17 protein-coding genes are annotated in these 20,066 nt (G+C 64.0%); 11 read left to right on the forward strand and 6 right to left on the reverse strand.

The features are described from left to right. Positions 1-15 precede the first annotated feature (15 nt). Positions 16-732 (reverse strand): SIMPL domain-containing protein, encoded by a 717-nt coding sequence (locus LJX93_RS04510; protein ID WP_033701131.1) that lies wholly within the window; start codon positions 730-732, stop codon positions 16-18. 201 nt (positions 733-933) lie between these two features. Here LJX93_RS04510 and LJX93_RS04515 point away from each other — a divergent pair, with 201 nt between their 5' ends. From LJX93_RS04515 to LJX93_RS04530, 4 genes are all read left to right on the forward strand, one after another. After that, positions 934-2,190 (forward strand): ATP-binding protein, encoded by a 1,257-nt coding sequence (locus LJX93_RS04515; protein ID WP_033701130.1) that lies wholly within the window; start codon positions 934-936, stop codon positions 2,188-2,190. Continuing rightward, on the forward strand, positions 2,190-2,750 hold the full coding sequence (locus LJX93_RS04520; protein ID WP_033701129.1) for a response regulator transcription factor: 561 nt from the start codon (positions 2,190-2,192) through the stop codon (positions 2,748-2,750). The genes LJX93_RS04515 and LJX93_RS04520 overlap by 1 nt, the downstream gene beginning before the upstream one ends. Before the next feature lie 162 nt (positions 2,751-2,912). Beyond that, positions 2,913-3,854: an AEC family transporter gene (locus LJX93_RS04525; RefSeq protein WP_033701128.1), complete on the forward strand. Its 942-nt coding sequence runs from the start codon at positions 2,913-2,915 to the stop codon at positions 3,852-3,854. Positions 3,855-3,910: 56 nt separating this feature from the next. Then, complete coding sequence (locus tag LJX93_RS04530; RefSeq protein WP_033701127.1) at positions 3,911-5,272, forward strand: amino acid permease; 1,362 nt, start codon at positions 3,911-3,913, stop codon at positions 5,270-5,272. Positions 5,273-5,407: 135 nt separating this feature from the next. On the opposite strand, the gene LJX93_RS04535 is transcribed toward LJX93_RS04530, so the two are convergent. The 5 genes from LJX93_RS04535 to gatC all read right to left on the reverse strand — a co-directional run bounded on the left by LJX93_RS04535 (position 5,408) and on the right by gatC (position 10,188). Then, positions 5,408-6,451, reverse strand: coding sequence for a calcium/sodium antiporter (locus LJX93_RS04535; protein WP_033701126.1), 1,044 nt, complete (start codon positions 6,449-6,451; stop codon positions 5,408-5,410). A gap of 59 nt (positions 6,452-6,510) precedes the next feature. Continuing rightward, on the reverse strand, positions 6,511-6,885 hold the full coding sequence (locus LJX93_RS04540; RefSeq protein WP_033701125.1) for a septal ring lytic transglycosylase RlpA family protein: 375 nt from the start codon (positions 6,883-6,885) through the stop codon (positions 6,511-6,513). Between the two features lie 91 nt (positions 6,886-6,976). Next, positions 6,977-8,422 (reverse strand): Asp-tRNA(Asn)/Glu-tRNA(Gln) amidotransferase subunit GatB, encoded by a 1,446-nt coding sequence (gene gatB / locus LJX93_RS04545; RefSeq protein ID WP_033701124.1) that lies wholly within the window; start codon positions 8,420-8,422, stop codon positions 6,977-6,979. Between the two features lie 11 nt (positions 8,423-8,433). Then, the gene (gene gatA / locus LJX93_RS04550) at positions 8,434-9,885 is read right to left on the reverse strand and encodes an Asp-tRNA(Asn)/Glu-tRNA(Gln) amidotransferase subunit GatA (RefSeq protein ID WP_033701123.1); all 1,452 of its coding nucleotides are present in this window, start codon (positions 9,883-9,885) and stop codon (positions 8,434-8,436) included. 15 nt (positions 9,886-9,900) lie between these two features. Beyond that, entirely contained in the window at positions 9,901-10,188 is a 288-nt protein-coding gene (gene gatC / locus LJX93_RS04555; RefSeq protein ID WP_227696789.1) for an Asp-tRNA(Asn)/Glu-tRNA(Gln) amidotransferase subunit GatC, read from the reverse strand. A gap of 204 nt (positions 10,189-10,392) precedes the next feature. On the opposite strand from gatC, the gene mreB reads away from it, so the two are divergent. The 7 genes from mreB to LJX93_RS04590 all read left to right on the forward strand — a co-directional run bounded on the left by mreB (position 10,393) and on the right by LJX93_RS04590 (position 20,066). Beyond that, positions 10,393-11,430 (forward strand): rod shape-determining protein MreB, encoded by a 1,038-nt coding sequence (gene mreB / locus LJX93_RS04560; protein WP_003255163.1) that lies wholly within the window; start codon positions 10,393-10,395, stop codon positions 11,428-11,430. A gap of 195 nt (positions 11,431-11,625) precedes the next feature. Further along, positions 11,626-12,657 carry a rod shape-determining protein MreC gene (gene mreC, locus LJX93_RS04565; protein ID WP_236643889.1) on the forward strand — a complete coding sequence of 344 codons (1,032 nt, stop codon included), beginning with the start codon at positions 11,626-11,628 and terminating at the stop codon, positions 12,655-12,657. After that, on the forward strand, positions 12,657-13,145 hold the full coding sequence (mreD, locus tag LJX93_RS04570; RefSeq protein ID WP_019473693.1) for a rod shape-determining protein MreD: 489 nt from the start codon (positions 12,657-12,659) through the stop codon (positions 13,143-13,145). The genes mreC and mreD overlap by 1 nt, the downstream gene beginning before the upstream one ends. Positions 13,146-13,178: 33 nt before the next feature. Then, on the forward strand, positions 13,179-13,790 hold the full coding sequence (locus tag LJX93_RS04575; protein WP_033701122.1) for a Maf family protein: 612 nt from the start codon (positions 13,179-13,181) through the stop codon (positions 13,788-13,790). A 54-nt stretch (positions 13,791-13,844) separates the two neighbouring features. Beyond that, entirely contained in the window at positions 13,845-15,302 is a 1,458-nt protein-coding gene (rng, locus tag LJX93_RS04580; RefSeq protein ID WP_033701120.1) for a ribonuclease G, read from the forward strand. A gap of 82 nt (positions 15,303-15,384) precedes the next feature. Further along, complete coding sequence (locus tag LJX93_RS04585; protein WP_227696791.1) at positions 15,385-19,206, forward strand: YhdP family protein; 3,822 nt, start codon at positions 15,385-15,387, stop codon at positions 19,204-19,206. An 8-nt stretch (positions 19,207-19,214) separates the two neighbouring features. Beyond that, positions 19,215-20,066 carry a carbon-nitrogen hydrolase family protein gene (locus LJX93_RS04590; RefSeq protein WP_227696792.1) on the forward strand — a complete coding sequence of 284 codons (852 nt, stop codon included), beginning with the start codon at positions 19,215-19,217 and terminating at the stop codon, positions 20,064-20,066.

The following is a 20,066-nucleotide window of genomic DNA, read 5'->3' on the forward strand; positions in this document are numbered from 1 at the left end:
GCGCCCCACTGTGCCTCAAGGCATCTGAACTTCGATCAAGCCATCGGCATTCATGCTGACTTCGCTGGTGCCCGCCTCGATATCCGGCGCCGGTGCCGCTTCGTCACCCGCCATAGCCTTCATGGCCATCGGTGCGCTGCGCATATAAGGGCGCGGGTAACCGCTGCTGTTGAGGTTCAGGTTGACCACTTTGTAGCCCTTGCCCCCCAGTGCCTCGGTGGCCAACTGAGCGCGTGCCTTGAAGGCATTGACGGCGTCCTTGAGCAGGTCGTCCTCGCTGGCCTTGCGCGTGGCCGGGGCGATGGAGAAGTCCATGCCGCCCATTTTCAGCGCCTGCAACAGGTCGGCGGTCAGTTGCGACAGGGCTGGGAAGTTGGCGCTCTCCAGGCGCAGCTCGGCACGTTCACGCCAGCCGGTGATCTTTTGCCCTTTGCTGTCGTACACCGGGTAGCTGTTGCGGCTGCCCTGGCTGATCTTCACGTCCTTGACCTGGCGAGACTGCTGCACAGCCTTGTTCATGGTCTCGGTGATCTCTTTGGCAAGCTTGCCCGGGTCGCTGTTCTGCGCTTCGCTGTAGAGGGTCACGACCATCAGGTCGCGCGGCACTTCCTTGCTGACTTCGGCACGCAGCGATACCTGGTTGTAGCGCGGCTCTTCGGCCGCCAGCGCAGGCAGGCTGGCGAGCAGCCCGCACGACAGGATCAGGGCAGTGCCGCGACGAGGGATTTGCATGTAAGACTCCTTGGCAATAAAAGGGCGTGGGATCTGGTCTCCATTCCACGCATGGCCCATCAGACCGGGAACAGTGTAGTGGGTTCAAAAGTGCCACTATGCACCTGTGACAAAGTGTGGCGCTTTGCCGCATCGCTGCAGTGAGGCGCCCGGCTTCGGTATACTCCAGCCGATTTTCTGGAGCACTCATCAGGAGAGCTCATGCTCGCTGACGTACAACCGTTGTCCGCTACCCGTCAGAACCTCTGGCGCCTGACTGTCATCCGCGTGCTGGTCCTGGCTGCCCAGGCAGGCTCGGTGGGCGTCGCCTACTGGACTGACCTGCTGCCCTTGCCATGGTTTTCGCTGGCAGCAACGCTGGCCCTGTCGTCCATCCTGTGTGCGTTCACCGCGTTGCGCCTGCGCCTGTCGCTGCCGGTCACTGAACTTGAGTATGCACTGCAGCTTGCCTGCGACCTGTTGATCCACAGTGCCTTGCTGTATTACTCCGGCGGCTCGACCAACCCGTTCGTTTCCTATTACCTGGTGCCGCTGGCCATTGCCGCGGTGACCTTGCCCTGGCTCTATTCGTTGATCCTTTCGGGCATCGCGCTGACGGCCTACAGCTTGCTGCTGGTGCAGTTCTACCCGCTTGAAGGGCTGCCGATGGCGCGGGACAAGATGCAGGTCTACGGCATGTGGCTGAGCATCGCCCTGGCGGCCGCAGTCATCACCTTCTTTGCCGCGCGCATGGCCGAGGAGCTGCGGCGCCAGGAACAACTGCGCTCCGAGCGCCGTGAAGAGAGCCTGCGCGATGAGCAATTGCTGGCCGTGGCCACCCAGGCCGCCGGCGCTGCCCATGAGCTGGGCACACCGCTGGCGACCATGAGCGTACTGCTTAACGAAATGCGCCAGGACCACCCGGACCCTTTGTTGCAGGAAGACCTGCAGATCCTTCAGGACCAGGTCAAACTGTGCAAAGAAACCTTGCAGCAACTGGTGCGTGCCGCCGAGGCCAATCGCCGCCTGGCCATGGTCGAGCAGGACGTCACCGTCTGGCTGGACGAGGCGCTCAACCGTTGGCACCTGATGCGGCCCGAAGCCAGTTACCGCTTCCAGCGCCTCAGGGACGGCCAGGTACCTCGCCTGACGCCGCCACCTGACCTGACCCAGGCCCTGCTGAACCTGCTGAACAATGCAGCCGACGCGTGCCCGGACGACCTTGAGGTGCGCCTGGACTGGGACGCCGAGGACATTGTCATCAGCATTCGTGACCATGGCCCTGGTGTGCCCCCGGCAATCGCCGAAGCGATTGGCAAACCCTTTATTACCACCAAGGGCAAAGGCTTCGGCCTGGGCCTGTTCTTGAGCAAGGCCAGCGTGACGCGTGCGGGCGGTTCGGTGAAACTCTATAGTCATGAGCAGGGTGGCACCCTGACCGAACTGCGCCTGCCCCATGGCAAGCGAGGAGATGAATGATGAGTGAAGATATCCAGGTTGAAGGCGAAGAGCTGCCGCACCTGCTGCTGGTGGATGACGATGCCACCTTTACCCGGGTCATGGCGCGCGCCATGAGCCGCCGCGGGTTCCGCGTGAGCACCGCAGGCTCGGCTGAGGAGGGGCTGATCCTGGCCCAGCAGGACCTGCCGGACTACGCCACGCTGGACCTGAAGATGGAAGGTGACTCGGGGTTGGTGCTGTTGCCCAAGCTGCTGGAGCTGGATCCGGAGATGCGGGTGGTGATCCTCACCGGTTACTCGAGCATCGCCACCGCAGTCGAGGCGGTCAAACGCGGTGCCTGCAACTACCTGTGCAAGCCGGCCGATGCTGACGATGTACTTGCGGCGCTGCTTTCCGAGCACGCTGACCTGGATGCCCTGGTGCCGGAAAACCCGATGTCGGTCGACCGCCTGCAGTGGGAGCACATCCAGCGCGTGCTGAACGAACACGAAGGCAATATCTCGGCCACGGCGCGGGCGTTGGGCATGCACCGGCGGACCTTGCAGCGCAAGCTGCAGAAGCGACCGGTTCGGCGCTGACCCGTTCGCGGGGCAAGTCCGCTCCCACAAATCATGGGAGCGGGCTTGCCCCGCGAAAGGTCCCTGGCTGTCAGATACTTCTCTGTATCGCATCCCGATCCCCGCAACTCGCAGCCGTTGACGTATCATTAGCCCCCTGACGGCAACTCCCTGCAGGATCGCATGCTCGCCCTTCTTATCCAGACGCTGAACATCACGGCGCCCGTTTTCGCCATGCTGTTCATGGGCATACTGCTCAAACGCATCCACCTGATCGACGACAACTTCAACCGTGTCGCGTCGCAGCTGGTGTTCAATGTCTGCATGCCGGCGCTGCTGTTCCTGGGCATCTACCACGCCGACCTGGCGGCCGCGGTCAAACCCGGCGTCATCCTGTATTTCGTCGCTGCCACCCTGGTAGGCTTCGCCGTGGCCTGGGGGCTGGCCCTCTGGCGTTGCCCGCCGGCAGACCGCGGCATCTACACCCAAGGCGCATTTCGCGGCAACAACGGCGTGATCGGCCTGGCGCTGGCCGCCAGCCTGTACGGCGACTACGGTATCTCGCTAGGGGCGGTGCTGGCAGGCCTGGTGATCCTCATGTACAACTCGCTGTCGGCGGTGGTGCTGGCGGTGTACAGCCCGGACCTCAAGTCCGACCCGTGGAGCATCTGCAAGAGCATCTTCAGCAACCCCTTGATCCTCAGCGTGCTGGTGGCAACGCCCATGGCCTACGGCCAGGTGCCGCTGCCCAACTGGTTGCTCACCTCGGGCGACTACCTGGCGCAGATGACCCTGCCGCTGGCGCTGATCTGCATTGGCGGTACCCTGTCGCTGGCGGCGCTGCGTGACAGTGGCAGGCTGGCGATCGATGCCAGCCTGGTGAAGATGGTGTGGTTGCCGCTGGTTGGCACGTTGGGTGCCTGGCTGTGCGGTTTCCGCGGTGCCGAGCTGGGCATCCTGTTCCTGTACATCGGCAGCCCTACCGCAGCGGCCAGCTACGTGATGGCACGGGCGGCCAATGGCAACCATGAATTGGCCGCCTCGATCATCGTGATCACGACGCTAATGGCGGCGATCACCACCAATATCGGTATTTTCATCTTGCAGTGGGGCGGATGGATCTAGATCCTTGACTGCAAATAACAGCAATAACACTGCCTCACTGAGCTAAAGGACACTTCATGCAAGACCAGAGCACGCCCGAGCGCTTGCAGCGCGGGTTGAAGAACCGCCATATCCAGCTGATCGCGCTGGGTGGGGCCATCGGCACGGGGCTGTTTCTGGGGATCGCCCAGACCATTCAGCTGGCTGGCCCTTCCGTTTTGCTGGGCTATGCCATTGCCGGCCTGATGGCCTTCTTCATCATGCGCCAGCTTGGCGAAATGGTGGTCGAAGAGCCGGTCGCCGGCAGCTTCAGCCACTTTGCCCACCAGTACTGGAGCGAATTTGCAGGCTTCGTCTCGGGCTGGAACTACTGGGTGGTGTACGTGCTGGTGGGCATGGCCGAGCTGACGGCGGTGGGCATCTATGTGCAGTACTGGTGGCCAGACTTCCCTACTTGGGCGACGGCGGCGATCTTCTTCGTGGTCATCAACCTCATCAACCTGACGCAGGTGAAAGTCTACGGTGAGATGGAGTTCTGGTTCGCCCTGGTCAAGGTGGTGGCCATCGTCAGCATGATCGGCTTTGGTGCCTGGCTGCTGAGCAGCGGCCATGGCGGCCCGGATGCCAGCGTGGCCAACTTGTGGCAGTACGGTGGTTTCTTCCCTAACGGCGTCACTGGCCTTGTCATGGCCCTGGCCGTGATCATGTTCTCCTTCGGTGGGCTGGAGCTGGTGGGGATCACCGCTGCCGAGGCGGACAACCCGCGTCAGAGCATCCCCAAGGCCACCAACCAGGTGGTCTACCGCATCCTGATTTTCTACATTGGCGCCTTGGCGGTGCTGCTGTCGCTGTACCCATGGCAGAAGGTGGTGCAGGGGGGCAGCCCGTTCGTGATGATCTTCCATGAGCTGGACAGCGACTTGGTGGCGACCATCCTCAACGTCGTGGTGTTGACGGCTGCGCTGTCGGTTTACAACAGTTGTGTCTACGCCAACAGCCGCATGCTGTTCGGCCTGGCCAGCCAGGGCGATGCGCCGCGCCAGTTGCTCAAGGTCAGCCGCAGTGGCGTCCCGCTGACGGCGCTGGGCGTTTCGGCGTTCGCCACCGGCCTGTGCGTACTGATCAACTACCTGATGCCGGGGGAAGCCTTCGGTTTGCTGATGGCCCTGGCGGTGTCGGCGCTGGTGATCAACTGGGCGAGCATCAGCATTACCCACCTGAAGTTCCGCAAGGCCAAGCTGGGCGCGGGCATCACCCCGTTTTATCAGAGCTGGGGGCACCCGATTACCAATTACCTGTGCCTGGCGTTCATCGTGCTGATTCTGGTGGTGATGTACCTGACGCCGCCGATTCGTATTTCGGTGATGTTGATTCCAGGGTGGATCGCGGTGCTGTGGGTGGCGTTCCGGTTGAAGAAGGCGCGGCAGGCCAAGGGGTGAGGGGCTGACAAGCGCCTGGCTTGAGCCTTGTGGGGCCTGTGAGATCGAGCGCCGCCCGCGCGGCGCTCGATCTTACAGGCGCAGCAAACCGCAAGGCATGCACCTGGCAGCCATCACGCTACCCCTTACGGCACCTCAATGCTGTCGGCGCCAGGCGCGCACGGTGGTATATAGCAACACCACCGCTAGCACCGGCAGCACATAAAACAGCATGAGCCGTTCCAGGCGCCCGGCCAGTGGCATGCCGGTGGTGAAGGCCACCACATGCAGCCCATAGGCCAGGTACAGGCAAAGGAACACCAAGCCTTCAGCGCGGGTAATCCGGTACCCCGAATAAAACACCGGCAGGCTTAGCGCCGCCACACCCAGCATCACCGGCAAGTCAAAGGCCAGTGCGTTGGGTGAGATCGACAGCGGCTCTGGCGTGATCAGCGCAGTCAGCCCCAATACCCCCAGCAGGTTGAACAGGTTGCTGCCGATCACCGTGCCCACGGCGATCTCCCGTTCGCCGCGAAGGGCGGCGATCATCGCCGCCGCCAACTCTGGCAGCGACGTGCAGACCGCCACCACGGTCAGGCCGATGATGCGTTCGGACAGCCCCAGGTCGGTCGCCACCTCGACGACGGCTTCCAGCAGCAGGTGCCCGGCCAGGCTCAGCAGGCCAAGGCCGAGGGCAATCTGCAACAGGGCGCCAGACCAGAAGCGTGCGCCGCTGACGGTGATGACGCTGGGCGCGGGGTAGGTGCGGGCGTAATGCCGCGATTGGTGCCAGAGCATGCCCAGGTAGCCCACCAGTGCCAACAGCAGCAGCAGGCCCTCCCAGCGGCCCAGGTAGCCATTGGCGGCGAGCGCATACACCAGCGCGCTGGCGACGATCATCAGCGGGATATCCAGGCGCACCAGCTGGCGTGATACGCGCAGCGGGATGATCAGCGCGGCCAGGCCGAGAATTACCAGCACGTTGAAGATATTGCTGCCGATCACGCTGCCGACTGCGACATCGGGTGCGCCTTGGTAGGCAGCCTGCAGGCTTACGGTGAGCTGCGGCGCGGTGCTGCCGAAGGCCACCAGGCTCAGGCCGATGATCAATGGCCGCACGTGCAGGCGCAGGGCCAGGCGCAGGGCCACACGTACCAGTAGCTCTGCACCGCAGGCCAGCAGCACGAGGGCGACGCCCAGTTGCAGGAGGCTGAAGGTGGGAAGGGTGGCGAGGTCGAAAATGGTCGGGCTCCAGTCGGTCAGTCGCTCAGACCTTGTACCCGGACGCGCGCCGTTCCGCTACGGAGCATGCCGATTTTTTCTGCTGCGGCGCGTGACAGGTCGATCAGCCGGCCACGTGTGTGCGGGCCGCGGTCGTTGATGCGCACCACCACGCTGCGTTGGTTGGCAAGGTTGGTGACCAGCACCTTGCTGCCGAAGGGCAGGCTGCGGTGAGCGGCGGTGAGGCCATGCTGGTTGAAAGGCTCGCCACTGGCCGTGCGTTTGCCGTGGTGGCGGGCGCCGTAATAGGAGGCGGTACCGGTCTGGTTGTAGCCGCGAGGGTCGATGTCGTGGCTGGCGCAGCCGGCCAGCAGGGAGAAGAGTGCGAGGGTGCCGAGGGATCGTTTTAGCAAGTCGAAAGCTCCGGTGCTGCCGTTGGGGCTGCTGTGCGGCGATCCGACTGGCCCCGCGAACGAGGGCAAAGCCCTCGCCGCTTTTTTCAGCTCAGCCTTCGAGCTTGGCTTTGAGCAATTGGTTCACTTGCCCAGGGTTGGCCTTGCCCTTCGACGCTTTCATCGCCTGGCCGACGAAGAAGCCGAACATCTTGCCACGCTTGGCCTCGTCGGCAGCGCGGTATTGTTCGACCTGTTCGGCGTTGGCAGCCAGCATCTCGTCGAGCATCGTCTCGATTGCACCGGTGTCGGTAACCTGCTTCAGGCCACGGCTTTCGATGATGCTGTCGGCATCGCCTTCACCGGCGGCCATGGCTTCGAACACGGTCTTGGCAATCTTGCCGCTGATGGTGTTGTCGCGAATCCGCAGCAACATGCCACCGAGCTGCTCGGCACTGACCGGCGCCTGGTCGATCTCGATACCCAGCTTGTTCAGCAGGCTGCCCAGCTCGACCATGACCCAGTTGGCGGCCAGCTTGGCGTCACCGCCAATCTTCACCACTTCTTCGAAGTAGTCCGCCTGTTCACGGCTGGAGGCCAGCACGTTGGCGTCGTAGGCCGACAGGCCGTACTGGCTCTGGAAGCGCTCGACCTTTTGCGGTGGCAGCTCGGGCAAGCCGGCACGGATGGTGTCGAGGAAGCTGTCCTCGATGACCACCGGCAGCAGGTCCGGGTCGGGGAAGTAACGGTAGTCGTTGGCTTCCTCCTTGCTGCGCATGGAGCGGGTCTCGTCCTTGTTCGGGTCGTACAGGCGGGTTTCCTGGATGACCCTGCCACCGTCTTCGATCAGGTCGATCTGGCGCTGGATCTCGCTGTTGATCGCACGCTCGATGAAGCGGAACGAGTTGACGTTCTTGATCTCGCAGCGGGTGCCGAACTCGGCTTGGCCCTTGGGGCGGATCGACACGTTGCAGTCGCAGCGCAGCGAGCCTTCGGCCATGTTGCCGTCGCAGATGCCCAGGTAGCGCACCAGGGCGTGGATGGCCTTGACGTAGGCCACGGCCTCCTTGGCGCTGCGCATGTCCGGCTCGGAGACGATTTCCAGCAGCGGCGTGCCGGCACGGTTCAGGTCGATGCCGGTAGAGCCGCTGAAGTCTTCGTGCAGGCTCTTGCCGGCGTCTTCTTCCAGGTGCGCACGGGTAACCCCGATGCGCTTGATGGTGCCGTCTTCCAGGGCGATATCCAGGTGGCCCTTGCCGACGATCGGCAGCTCCATCTGGCTGATCTGGTAGCCCTTGGGCAGGTCGGGGTAGAAGTAGTTCTTGCGCGCGAACACGTTGCGCTTGCCGATCTCGGCGTCGATCGCCAGGCCGAACATGCAGGCCATGCGCACGGCTTCCTGGTTTAGCACCGGCAGTACGCCGGGCATTCCCAGGTCAACCAGGCTGGCCTGGGTGTTCGGCTCGGAGCCGAAGGTGGTGGCGCTGCCGGAGAAGATCTTCGACTGGGTAGCGAGCTGGGTATGAATTTCCAGCCCGATCACAACTTCCCATTGCATGTGTGAACTCCTCAGAAGCCGTTGGGGGCACGGGTGTGCCAGTCGGTCACTTGCTGGTAGCGGTGCGCGACGTTGAGCAGGCGGCCTTCCTGGAAGTACGGCGCCAGCAACTGCACACCAACGGGCAGGCCATCGACGAAGCCGGCCGGCATCGACAGGCCGGGCAGGCCTGCCAGGTTGGCGGTGATGGTGTAGACGTCTTCAAGGTAGGCGGCGACTGGGTCGCTGCTCTTGGCGCCGAGCTTCCAGGCCGGGTTCGGCGTGGTCGGGCCAAGGATCAGGTCGACGTCGTTGAACGCGGCCATGAAGTCGTTCTTGATCAGGCGGCGGATCTGCTGCGCCTTGACGTAGTAGGCGTCGTAATAGCCGGCCGACAGGGCGTAGGTGCCGACCATGATGCGGCGCTGCACTTCGGCGCCGAAGCCTTCGCCACGCGAACGCTTGTACAGGTCGGTCAGGTCTTTGGGGGCTTCGCAGCGGTAGCCGAAACGCACGCCATCGAAACGCGACAGGTTGGAGGACGCTTCAGCGGGCGCGATCACGTAGTACGCCGGGATGGCATGCTGCATGTTCGGCAGGCTGATTTCCTTGACCACGGCGCCGAGCTTTTCCAGCTCCTTGACGCTGGCTTGCACCCGTTCGGCGATGCGCGGGTCGAGGCCGGCGCTGAAGTATTCCTTCGGCAGGCCAATGCGCAGGCCTTGCAGCGAGGCGTTGAGGTTGGCGCTGTAGTCCGGCACCGGTTCTTCGATGCTGGTGGAGTCCTTGGCGTCGAAACCGGCCATGCCTTGCAGCAGCAGCGCGCAGTCTTCGGCGGTACGGGCCAGCGGGCCGCCCTGGTCGAGGCTGGAGGCGTAAGCGATCATGCCCCAGCGCGAAACACGACCGTACGTCGGTTTCAGGCCGGTCAGGTTGGTCAGCGCTGCCGGCTGTCGGATCGAGCCGCCGGTGTCGGTGCCAGTGGAGGCTGGCAGCAGGCGCGCGGCGACGGCAGCAGCCGAGCCACCGGACGAGCCGCCAGGCACGTGCTCGAGGTTCCACGGGTTTTTCACCGGGCCATAGTGGCTGGATTCGTTGGCCGAACCCATGGCGAATTCGTCCATGTTGGTCTTGCCCAGGGTGACCATGCCGGCTTCGGCCAGCTTGGCGACCACGGTGGCATCGTACGGCGCCTTGAAGTTGTCGAGCATCTTCGAGCCGCAGCTGGTGCGTACACCGTTGGTGCAGAACAGGTCCTTGTGGGCGATCGGCGCGCCCAGCAGTGCACCGGCCTCGCCAGCGGCGCGGCGGGCGTCGGCGGCACGGGCCTGGCCGAGGGCCAGCTCTTCGGTGACGCTGATGAAGCTGTTGATTTGCGGGTCGAGTTGCTTGATGCGCGCCAGCAGGGCGCCCGTCAGCTCTTCGGAGGAAAACGACTTGTCGGCGAGTCCGCGGGCGATCTCGGCCAGGGTCAATTGATGCATGGCAGGCTCTATCCCTTACTCGATGACTTTGGGAACCAGGTACAGACCGCTTTCGGTCGAGGGTGCGATGGCCTGGTAGGCCTCGCGCTGGTTGCTTTCGGTGACCTGGTCGGGACGCAGTCGCTGGCTGGCCTCCAGGGGGTGGGCCAGGGGCTCGATGCCCGTGGTGTCGACCGCTTGCATCTGGTCGACCAGCCCGAGAATGCTGTTCAGTGCATCGGTAGTGCGTGGCAGTTCGCCATCATTCAGCCCCAGACGGGCCAGATGGGCGATCTTTTCCACGTCGCAGCGTTCAAGCGCCATGGGGATCTCCAGGGGGAACAAAGAACGGAATAAGGTCCGTGATGAGGAACATGTCGGCATTCTGGCGGTCATACGGCCGCGATCATCTGCTGGCGTGCTCGGAAAAACGACCAATTTAACATATTGGCTCCTTGCCCAAAATCCCTGCCATTGTTAGAGTTTGCCGCACTTTTTTACCCACGCTTTCCCCAGGGTCACTTTCCCATGTTCAAGAAACTGCGTGGCATGTTTTCCAGCGATCTTTCCATCGACCTGGGTACTGCCAACACCCTTATTTACGTGCGTGAGCGCGGTATCGTCCTGAATGAGCCCTCGGTTGTTGCCATCCGTACCCATGGCAATCAGAAAAGCGTCGTCGCCGTCGGTACCGAAGCCAAACGCATGCTGGGCCGTACGCCCGGCAACATTGCTGCCATTCGTCCGATGAAGGACGGCGTCATCGCCGACTTCAGCGTTTGTGAAAAAATGTTGCAGTATTTCATCAACAAGGTTCACGAGAACAGCTTCCTGCAGCCCAGCCCTCGCGTGCTGATCTGCGTGCCGTGCAAGTCGACCCAGGTAGAGCGCCGCGCGATTCGCGAGTCGGCCCTGGGTGCCGGTGCCCGCGAAGTCTTCCTGATCGAAGAGCCAATGGCCGCCGCCATCGGTGCCGGCCTGCCGGTTGAAGAGGCCCGTGGCTCGATGGTCGTCGATATCGGCGGTGGTACCACCGAAATCGCGCTGATCTCCCTCAACGGTGTGGTCTATGCCGAATCCGTGCGGGTTGGCGGCGATCGCTTCGACGAAGCCATCGTCACCTACGTGCGCCGCAACTACGGCAGCCTGATTGGCGAGTCCACCGCCGAGCGTATCAAACAGGAAATCGGCACCGCCTACCCGGGCGGCGAAGTGCGCGAAGTCGATGTCCGTGGCCGTAACCTGGCCGAGGGCGTACCGCGTGCCTTCACCCTGAACTCCAACGAAGTGCTCGAAGCGCTGCAGGAATCGCTGGCGACCATCGTTCAGGCGGTCAAGAGCGCCCTGGAGCAGTCGCCGCCGGAGCTGGCCTCCGACATCGCCGAGCGCGGCCTGGTGTTGACCGGTGGTGGCGCACTGCTGCGCGACCTCGACAAGCTGCTGGCCCAGGAAACCGGCCTGCCGGTGATCGTCGCCGAGGACCCGCTGACCTGTGTCGCCCGTGGCGGCGGTCGCGCCCTGGAGATGATGGACAAGCACGCGATGGACCTGCTCTCCAGCGAGTGATCCTGCTCGCGGCTCATGAGCGCCCGGTTTACAGGTAGCACGCACAGTGCTACCTGTATGCGCTGGGCTGGCGTCCGTTTGGGCGTCGTTTCCGTCAACCCGCAACCAGGCTGGTGCGTTGTCCCATGTCCAATGACCTCCTGAGTCGTCCACGAGGAACGGCCCATTAAACCGCTTTTCTCCAAGGGCCCTTCGCTGGGCGTTCGTCTACTCGTATTGGTGGTGCTGTCGATCGCGTTGATGGTGGTCGATGCGCGCTTTGCCGTGCTCAAGCCTGTGCGCAGCCAGATGGGCATGGTGTTGATGGAATCGTACTGGATCACCGATTTGCCGCAGCGCTTGTGGCAAGGCGTGGCGGGCCAGTTCGGCAGCCGTACCGAACTGATCGCGGAAAACGAAAAGCTCAAGACCGAGGCCCTGCTGTTGCAGGGGCGCCTGCAGAAGCTGGCGGCCCTGACCGAGCAGAACGTGCGCTTGCGTGAGTTGCTCAACTCTTCGGCCCTGGTCAACGAAAAGGTCGAAGTGGCCGAACTGATCGGCGTCGACCCCAACCCGTTCACCCACCGCATCCTGATCAACAAGGGTGAGCGCGATGGTGTGTTCCTCGGCCAGCCGGTGCTCGATGCCCGCGGCCTGATGGGCCAGGTGGTCGAATTGATGCCTTACACCTCGCGGGTGCTGTTGCTGACCGATACCACCCATAGCATTCCGGTGCAGGTCAACCGCAATGGCCTGCGCGCCATCGCCAGCGGTACCGGCAACCCGGAGCGGCTGGAGCTGCGCCATGTGGCCGATACCGCCGACATCAAGGAAGGCGACCTGTTGGTCAGCTCCGGTATGGGCCAGCGCTTCCCGGCCGGCTACCCGGTGGCCACGGTCAACGAAGTGATTCACGACTCCGGCCAGCCGTTTGCCATTGTCCGCGCCATCCCTACCGCCGCACTCAACCGCAGCCGCTACATGCTGCTGGTGTTCAGTGACCGGCGTACCCCGGAACAGCGCGCCACCGACGCGGCGATTGCGCAGGAAGAGGCCGACCGCAAGGGCACCGCGGTGGGTGTTCAGCCTGGCGCCAATGGCGAGCAGGCCGCACCTGCCGGTACCGCAACCGCGCCCGTCGCGCCCGCAACACCGGCAGCCCCTGCCACGCAGCCCGCTGCTGCGCCTGTAGCGCCTGCGGCACCCGCCGTGCCAGCGGCAGCGCCCGCTCAACCCCGGAGGCAATGATGGCTGCATCACGCCGCAACAACGGCTGGGTCATCTGGCTGACATTCGCCATTGGCTTGCTGCTCAGCGTCTCGCCCATGCCTCAGTTCATGGAAGTGTTCCGGCCCATGTGGCTGGCGCTGCTGGTATCGTTCTGGACCCTTGCCGTGCCGAGCAAGGTCGGGATGACCACGGCCTTCGTGCTGGGCCTGGCCGAGGATGTGCTGTATGGCACGTTGCTTGGGCAGAACGCGCTGATCCTGACCCTGATCACCTTCCTGGTGCTGTCGCTGCAGCAGCGCTTGCGCATGTTCCCCATGTGGCAGCAGAGCCTGGTGATCCTGGTGATCTTCGGCATCGCCCAGCTGATACAGCTATGGCTCAGCGCGCTGACCGGCAACCGCCTGCCGACCCTGGCGCTGGTGTGGTCGGCGGTCATCAGCGCCTTGCTCTGGCCATGGATCAGCTTTGCCCTGCGCGACCTGCGCCGACGCTTGCACATAAATTGACGGCGTTGCCGCGACTGACAGGGAGATGTCTACATGAACCCGTTTTACCTGGCCTCTGGCTCGCCCCGTCGTCGTGAACTGCTGACTCAGATCGGCGTACCGTTCACTACAGTAAGCGCCCCCATCGATGAAACCCCGCTGGCCAATGAAGGTGCCCAGGCCTATGTCGAGCGCCTCGCCCGGGCCAAGGCCGAAGCTGGCCTTGCCAGCCTGAAGGGCCCGGCGGTGGTGCTGGGCGCAGACACCGCAGTGGTCCTCGATGGCCGTATTCTCGGCAAACCTGAAAACCGTGAACATGCCCTGGCCATGCTGGCCGACTTGTCTGGCCGCGAACATCAGGTATTGACCGCTGTCGCCCTGAGCGATGGGGCGCGCACCCTGAGCCTGTGCGTCACCAGCAGTGTGCGCTTTCGTGCCATCAGCGCCGATGAAGCAGCGCGCTACTGGGCCAGCGGTGAGCCTGCCGACAAAGCCGGCGGTTATGCCATCCAGGGGCTGGGCGCAGTGTTCGTCACCGGCCTTGCAGGCAGTTACTCTGCGGTGGTGGGTTTGCCGCTGAGCGAGACCGCCGATCTGCTCGCCGGGTTCGGCATCGCCTGCTGGCAACTGCCTGCGCTTTCTCCAGAGGTAACAAAGCCGCAGTAGCCAGCGCTGCCTGCGCGATCCATCATTATCCAAGACCTTTGACGAGAGCCTGCCATGAGTGAAGAGATCCTGATCAACATCACCCCGATGGAGTCACGTGTGGCGGTGGTGGAAAACGGGGTGCTGCAGGAAGTGCACGTCGAGCGCACCCAGCGCCGCGGCATCGTCGGCAATATCTACAAGGGCAAAGTGGTACGCGTGCTGCCCGGCATGCAGGCGGCGTTCGTCGACATCGGCCTGGAGCGGGCTGCCTTCATCCATGCCTCGGAAATTTCCCAGCGCGAAGGCTCGGCGGTAGAAAACATCACCGCGCTGGTGCATGAAGGCCAGGCGCTGGTGGTACAGGTGACCAAGGACCCGATCGGCACCAAGGGCGCCCGCCTGACCACGCAGTTGTCGATCCCTTCGCGCTACCTGGTGTACATGCCGCGCAGCAGCCATGTCGGTATTTCCCTCAAGATCGAAGACGAAGCCGAGCGTGATCGCCTCAAGCAGGTGGTCAGCAGTTGCATGGACAGCGAGAACATCAAGGACGCCGGCGGCTTCATCCTGCGCACTGCCGCCGAAGGCGCCCGCGCCGAAGAGATCCTGCAGGACATTCGCTACCTGCGCCGCCTGTGGGAACAGATCGGCAGCCAGATCCAGACCTGCGGCGCGCCCACGGTAATCTACGAAGACCTCGGCCTGGCCCTGCGTACCCTGCGCGACCTGGTCAACCCGAAGATCGAGAAAATCCGCATCGACTCGCGGGAAACGTTCCAGAAAACCACGCAGTTCGTCGGCGAATTGATGCCGGAGATTGCCGATCGGCTCGAGCATTACCCTGGCGAGCGGCCGATCTTTGACCTGTACGGTGTCGAAGACGAGATTCAGCGTGCCCTGGAGCGCAAGGTGCCGCTCAAGTCCGGTGGCTATCTGGTGGTCGACCCCGCTGAGGCAATGACCACCATCGACGTCAACACCGGTGCCTTCGTCGGCCATCGCAACCTTGAAGAAACTATCTTCAAGACCAACCTTGAAGCCGCTACCGCCATTGCCCGGCAACTGCGCCTGCGCAACATCGGCGGCATCATCATCATCGACTTCATCGACATGGAAGATGAAGAGCATCAGCGCCAGGTGCTGCGCACCCTGGAAAAGCAGCTCGAGCGTGATCACGCCAAGACCAACATCATCGGCATCACCGAGCTGGGCCTGGTGCAGATGACCCGCAAGCGCACGCGTGAGAGCCTTGAGCAGGTGCTCTGCGAACCCTGCCTGGCGTGTCAGGGCCGTGGCAAGCTGAAAACCCCCGAGACCATTTGTTACGAGATCTTCCGTGAGATCCTTCGCGAAGCCCGTGCCTACCAGGCCGAGGGCTACCGCGTACTGGCCAACCAGAAGGTGGTCGACCGCCTGCTGGACGAAGAGTCGGGCAACGTGGCGGAGCTTGAAACCTTCATCGGCAGAACTATCCGCTTCCAGGTCGAGTCGATGTACTCGCAGGAACAATACGATGTGGTGCTGCTCTGAGGCTTACCAAAACGCAGCACAGGATGGCCGGGCTGGCAAAACCGGTACTTGGGGCCATCATGGATAAACGACCTGGAGGGCCATGGCCATGGGACGTCTGAACCGCGTTCTTGTCGCCTTGACTCGCTGGGGGCTGGGCTTGTGTGCGCTGCTGGCGGTGCTGGTGGCGTTGTATGTCAGCCTCGGCCGGCAATTGGTGCCGTTGGTGGCCGAGTACCGAGCCGATGTCGAGAGCAAGGCCGAACAGGCGTTGGGCCTGCCAGTGCATGTCGGTGCCCTTGAGGGGCGCTGGAGCGGGCTGGCGCCTGTGCTGCGCGTTCGCGACCTGCAATTGGGCGAAGGCGCCACCGCGTTGCGCCTGGACGACGTCAAGCTGGTGCCGGACTTGTGGGCCAGCCTGACCTCCCGCGAGGTACGCCTGGCGCGTATTCAGTTAGGCGGCTTGCAACTGATCCTGCGCGAAGATGAGCAAGGCGCCTGGAACCTTGAAGGGCTGCCGAAAAAAGACGATGCCCCCCTCGACCCCGCCGAGTTGCTGCAGCGCTTGCGCCAACTGGGGCGTATCGATGTATTCGACAGCCAGGTTACCTTGCAGCCCTGGCAGCGCGACCCCCTGACCTTGACGTATGTGAGTGCCGGCCTGCAGGCCGGTGCCTCGCGCCAGGCCCTCGACGTGCGCGCAACCCTGCCGGACGGCCAGCCCCTGGCGCTGAACCTGCGCAGCCGCGCGTCGGCCAAAGCCTGGCAAGACGCTGAGGTTGCGGCATACCTGAGCCTGCCGCAGAGCGATTGGGCGCGCTGGTTGCCGCCGCGTCTGCTGGGCCAGTGGCAGGCTGACGCATTGCGCGCCGGGGGCGAGTTCTGGGTCGACTGGCGCCAAGGCCAGTTGCAACACGCGGTGGTCCGTGTCAATGCGCCAACGCTGCAAGGTGCGTATGCCGGGCGCAAGGCCGCAACCTTGGACAACCTGGCGCTGGCCGCTTGGTTCCAACGCAGCCCGCAAGGCTTCGATGTGAGTGTCGATTCCCTGGCCATGAGCATCGGCAAGACCCGTTGGGAAACCCATCTGCAGTTACGCCAGCGCCCTGGGCAGGCACCCGCCGACGAGCGCTGGGAAGTGCAGGCCGACCGCCTTGACCTCACTCCGCTGACCCCATTGATCGATGCCTTGGCACCGCTGCCGGATAACCTCATGGCCGTGGTCGATGGCCTGAAGGTCACCGGCGCGCTGCGCAACTTGCGCCTGGAGGCGCGGCCCAAGGCTGAGGGCGACCAGCGGCTGCAATTTGCCGCCAACCTGGAGCAGGTCGGTTTCAACGCCTACCACGGTGCCCCGGCGGCCGGCAACGTCAGTGGCAGCATCAGCGGCGACCTGGGCCATGGCGAGCTGCGGCTCGACACTGAGGCCTTCATGCTGCACTTGTACCCGATCTTCGCCAAACCTTGGCATTACCAGCAGGCCAATGCCCGCCTGACCTGGGCCCTCGACAAGCAAGGCTTCACCCTCGTCGCGCCGTACCTCAAGGTGCTGGGCGAGGAGGGCAAGATCGCCGGTGACTTCCTGATCCGCCTGCTGTTCGAAGAGGGCCGCGAGGACTACATGGACCTGCGCGTCGGGTTGACCGAAGGCGATGGCCGATACACCGCCAAATACTTGCCGGAAGTGCTCAGCCCGGCCCTCGACGAATGGCTGCGCAGTGCGATCGTCAAGGGCACCGTGGATGAGGGCTACTTCCAGTACCAGGGATCGCTGAACCACGGCGCCGCCCCGGAGGCTCGCAGTATCAGCCTGTTCTTCAAGGTGCGTGACGCGGCGCTGGACTTCCAGCCCGGCTGGCCTCAAGTGCAGCAGGTCGATGGTGACGTGCTGATCGAAGACAGTGGTGTGCGCATCAAGGCCCACCATGGCCTGCTGCTCGATACCAAAGTCAGTGACGTCAGTGTCGACATCCCCCACGTCGAAGGCGACCAGCACAGCCATCTGTACCTGGATGGCGATTTTGACGGCAGCCTGGGTGACGGCCTGAAAATTCTCAAGGAAGCCCCGATCGGCACGGGTGAGATCTTCGCCGGGTGGGAAGGCGAGGGCCCGCTCAAGGGCAAGGTCAAACTCGATATCCCCCTGGCACATGGGCAGCGGCCCAAGGTCAAGGTGGACTTCGCCACCGCTGATGCCCGCCTCAAGGTGGCCCCGCCAAGCCTGGAGCTGAACCGCCTGAAGGGCGACTTCAGTTTCGACTTCGACAAGGGCCTGAGCGGCAAGGACATCAGCCTGCAGGCATTCGGCAAACCGGTGACTGCGCAGATCGTCGCCGAGGGCGAGCCAGGGCAGATGCAGACCCGCATCAACGCCAGCGGCCAGGTTTCGCTGAAAGCGCTGACCGAGTGGCTGCAGTTCAACCAGGCGCTGCCTGCCTCGGGCGACCTGCCCTATCAGTTGCAGGTCAACCTGGGTAGCCGGGACAACAGCCTGAACGTCAACTCGTCGCTCAAGGGGTTGGCGATCGATTTGCCGGCCCCCTTCGGCAAGGCTGCGGCGGATACCCGCGACAGCCGCTTCAGCATGAACCTGCAGGGCCAGGAGCGGCGCTTCGACGCCAGCTATGCCGACCTTGCACGCTTTGCCTATGCCGCGCCCGGCGACAAACTGGCCCAGGGCCGCGGTGAGCTGCTGCTGGGCACAGGCCAGGCGCAAGTGCCAAGCGGCCAGGGGCTGCGGGTACGCGGGCACCTGGAAACACTGGACCTGGCGCCCTGGCAAGCGCAGATGGCCAGCCTGGGCGGTGACGACCCCGGCGGCAGTGCCCGGCAGAGCCTGCAAAGCGTCGACCTGAGCATCGGCCAGCTCAAAGCCTTCGGCATGGACCTGAATCAGGCGGTGGTGCGTCTGGCCCGTGGTGGCCCGGCGTGGGACCTGCGCCTGGACAGCAAGGAAGTCATCGGCAACGCGCGCGTACCCGACGCCAAGGCCGCGCCCATGTCGGTGCGCCTGCAGACCTTGCGCCTGCCAGCGGCGGACCCGGCCCAGGCGCAGGCCGAGGAGGGGCCCGACCCGTTGGCATCATTCGACCCGCGCAAGGTGCCTGCCCTGGACCTGAGCATCGACAAGCTCTACCGTGGCGACGACCTCTACGGCAGCGCATCGATCAAGTTGCGCCCGACCGCGCGTGGCGTATCGGCAGACGATATCGACCTTGACTTCAAGGGCCTGCGCATCGATGGCGGCGGTGGCTGGGAAGGCCCGCCGGGCAGCAGCAGTAGCTGGTACAAAGGGCGCCTGGACGGCAAGAACCTGGCCGATGTGCTCAAGGCGTGGGGGTTTGCCCCTACCGTGACCAGCCGCGATTTCCGCCTGGATGTCGACGGCCGCTGGCCGGGCTCACCTGCCTGGGTGGGCTTGAACCGCTTCTCCGGGAGCATGGATGCCGCCCTGCGCACCGGCCAGTTCGTCGAAGTTGAAGGCAGTGCCCAGGCCCTGCGCGTGTTCGGCCTGCTCAATTTCAACTCCATCGGCCGCCGCCTGCGCCTGGACTTCTCCGACCTGTTCGACAAAGGCCTGGCCTATGATCGGGTCAAGGGCCTGCTGGTGGCCAGCAATGGCGTCTACGTGACCCGCGAGCCGATTACCGTTACTGGCCCGTCGAGCAACTTCGAGCTCGACGGTACCCTCGACCTGGTCCGTGACCGGGTGGATGCCAACCTGCAGGTGAGCCTGCCGGTGACCAACAACCTGCCGCTGGCCGCCCTGATCATCGGCGCACCTGCGGTGGGGGGCGCGCTGTTCCTGGTCGATCGCTTGATCGGCGACCGGGTATCACGCTTTGCTAGCGTGCATTACCGCGTCGAGGGGCCGTGGAAAGAGCCTAGAATCACATTTGTGAAACCTTTCGAGAAATCGCGCTAGGAGTCTTCATGAAGGCAGCGGTGATCCAGATGGTCAGCCAGGACGACGTGCTGGCCAACCTGCAGCGTGCCGGCGCCCTGCTTGAACAGGCCGCGCTCGGTGGCGCACGCCTGGCCGTGCTGCCAGAAAACTTCGCCGCCATGGGGCGCAAGGATGCTGCAGCGATCGGCCGCGCCGAAGCCTTGGGCGAAGGGCCGATCCTGCCATGGTTGAAACGCACCGCGCGCGACCTCAAGTTATGGATTGTTGCCGGCACCTTGCCGTTGCCACCGGTCGGCCAGCCTGATGCCAAGGCCCATGCCTGCTCACTGCTGATCGATGAACACGGTGAAGTGGCGGCACGCTACGACAAGTTGCACCTGTTCGACGTGGACGTCGCCGACAACCGCGGCCGTTACCGCGAGTCCGACGACTATGCCCATGGCGCGCAGGTGATGGTGGCCGATACCCCGGTGGGGCGCTTGGGCCTGAGCGTATGCTATGACCTGCGCTTCCCCGAGTTGTACAGTGCCTTGCGCGCTGCCGGGGCCGAGCTGATCTCCGCGCCAGCCGCCTTCACTGCGGTGACGGGCGCGGCGCACTGGGACGTGCTGATTCGCGCGCGTGCCATCGAGACCCAATGCTACCTGTTGGCCGCAGCGCAGGGCGGCACCCATCCAGGCCCACGGGAAACCCATGGGCATGCAGCGATCGTCGACCCTTGGGGGCGGATCGTTGCGCAGCAGGCGCAGGGCGAAGCGGTATTGCTCGCCGAGCGCGACACTGATGAACAAGCGTCCATTCGGGCGCGCATGCCGGTGGTTTCGCACCGGCGCTTTTTCTCGCAGGACGCCTTGCGGCCTGCGCACACCTCGGAGTGA

The organism is Pseudomonas sp. HN2-3 (assembly GCF_020691745.1).
In the GTDB taxonomy this organism is placed as follows: domain Bacteria; phylum Pseudomonadota; class Gammaproteobacteria; order Pseudomonadales; family Pseudomonadaceae; genus Aquipseudomonas; species Aquipseudomonas capeferrum.

What these genes read in the sequence shown, in the direction of transcription:
- LJX93_RS04520 (WP_033701129.1), top strand. Translation starts at nt 2,190, where the DNA reads ATGAGTGAAGATATCCAGGTTGAAGGCGAAGAGCTGCCGCACCTGCTG.
- LJX93_RS04525 (WP_033701128.1), top strand. Translation starts at nt 2,913, where the DNA reads ATGCTCGCCCTTCTTATCCAGACGCTGAACATCACGGCGCCCGTTTTC.
- LJX93_RS04575 (WP_033701122.1), top strand. Translation starts at nt 13,179, where the DNA reads ATGAACCCGTTTTACCTGGCCTCTGGCTCGCCCCGTCGTCGTGAACTG.
- LJX93_RS04530 (WP_033701127.1), top strand. Translation starts at nt 3,911, where the DNA reads ATGCAAGACCAGAGCACGCCCGAGCGCTTGCAGCGCGGGTTGAAGAAC.
- gatB (WP_033701124.1), bottom strand. Translation starts at nt 8,422, where the DNA reads ATGCAATGGGAAGTTGTGATCGGGCTGGAAATTCATACCCAGCTCGCT.
- LJX93_RS04585 (WP_227696791.1), top strand. Translation starts at nt 15,385, where the DNA reads ATGGCCATGGGACGTCTGAACCGCGTTCTTGTCGCCTTGACTCGCTGG.
- LJX93_RS04590 (WP_227696792.1), top strand. Translation starts at nt 19,215, where the DNA reads ATGAAGGCAGCGGTGATCCAGATGGTCAGCCAGGACGACGTGCTGGCC.
- LJX93_RS04510 (WP_033701131.1), bottom strand. Translation starts at nt 732, where the DNA reads ATGCAAATCCCTCGTCGCGGCACTGCCCTGATCCTGTCGTGCGGGCTG.
- rng (WP_033701120.1), top strand. Translation starts at nt 13,845, where the DNA reads ATGAGTGAAGAGATCCTGATCAACATCACCCCGATGGAGTCACGTGTG.
- mreD (WP_019473693.1), top strand. Translation starts at nt 12,657, where the DNA reads ATGGCTGCATCACGCCGCAACAACGGCTGGGTCATCTGGCTGACATTC.
- mreB (WP_003255163.1), top strand. Translation starts at nt 10,393, where the DNA reads ATGTTCAAGAAACTGCGTGGCATGTTTTCCAGCGATCTTTCCATCGAC.
- gatC (WP_227696789.1), bottom strand. Translation starts at nt 10,188, where the DNA reads ATGGCGCTTGAACGCTGCGACGTGGAAAAGATCGCCCATCTGGCCCGT.
- gatA (WP_033701123.1), bottom strand. Translation starts at nt 9,885, where the DNA reads ATGCATCAATTGACCCTGGCCGAGATCGCCCGCGGACTCGCCGACAAG.
- LJX93_RS04515 (WP_033701130.1), top strand. Translation starts at nt 934, where the DNA reads ATGCTCGCTGACGTACAACCGTTGTCCGCTACCCGTCAGAACCTCTGG.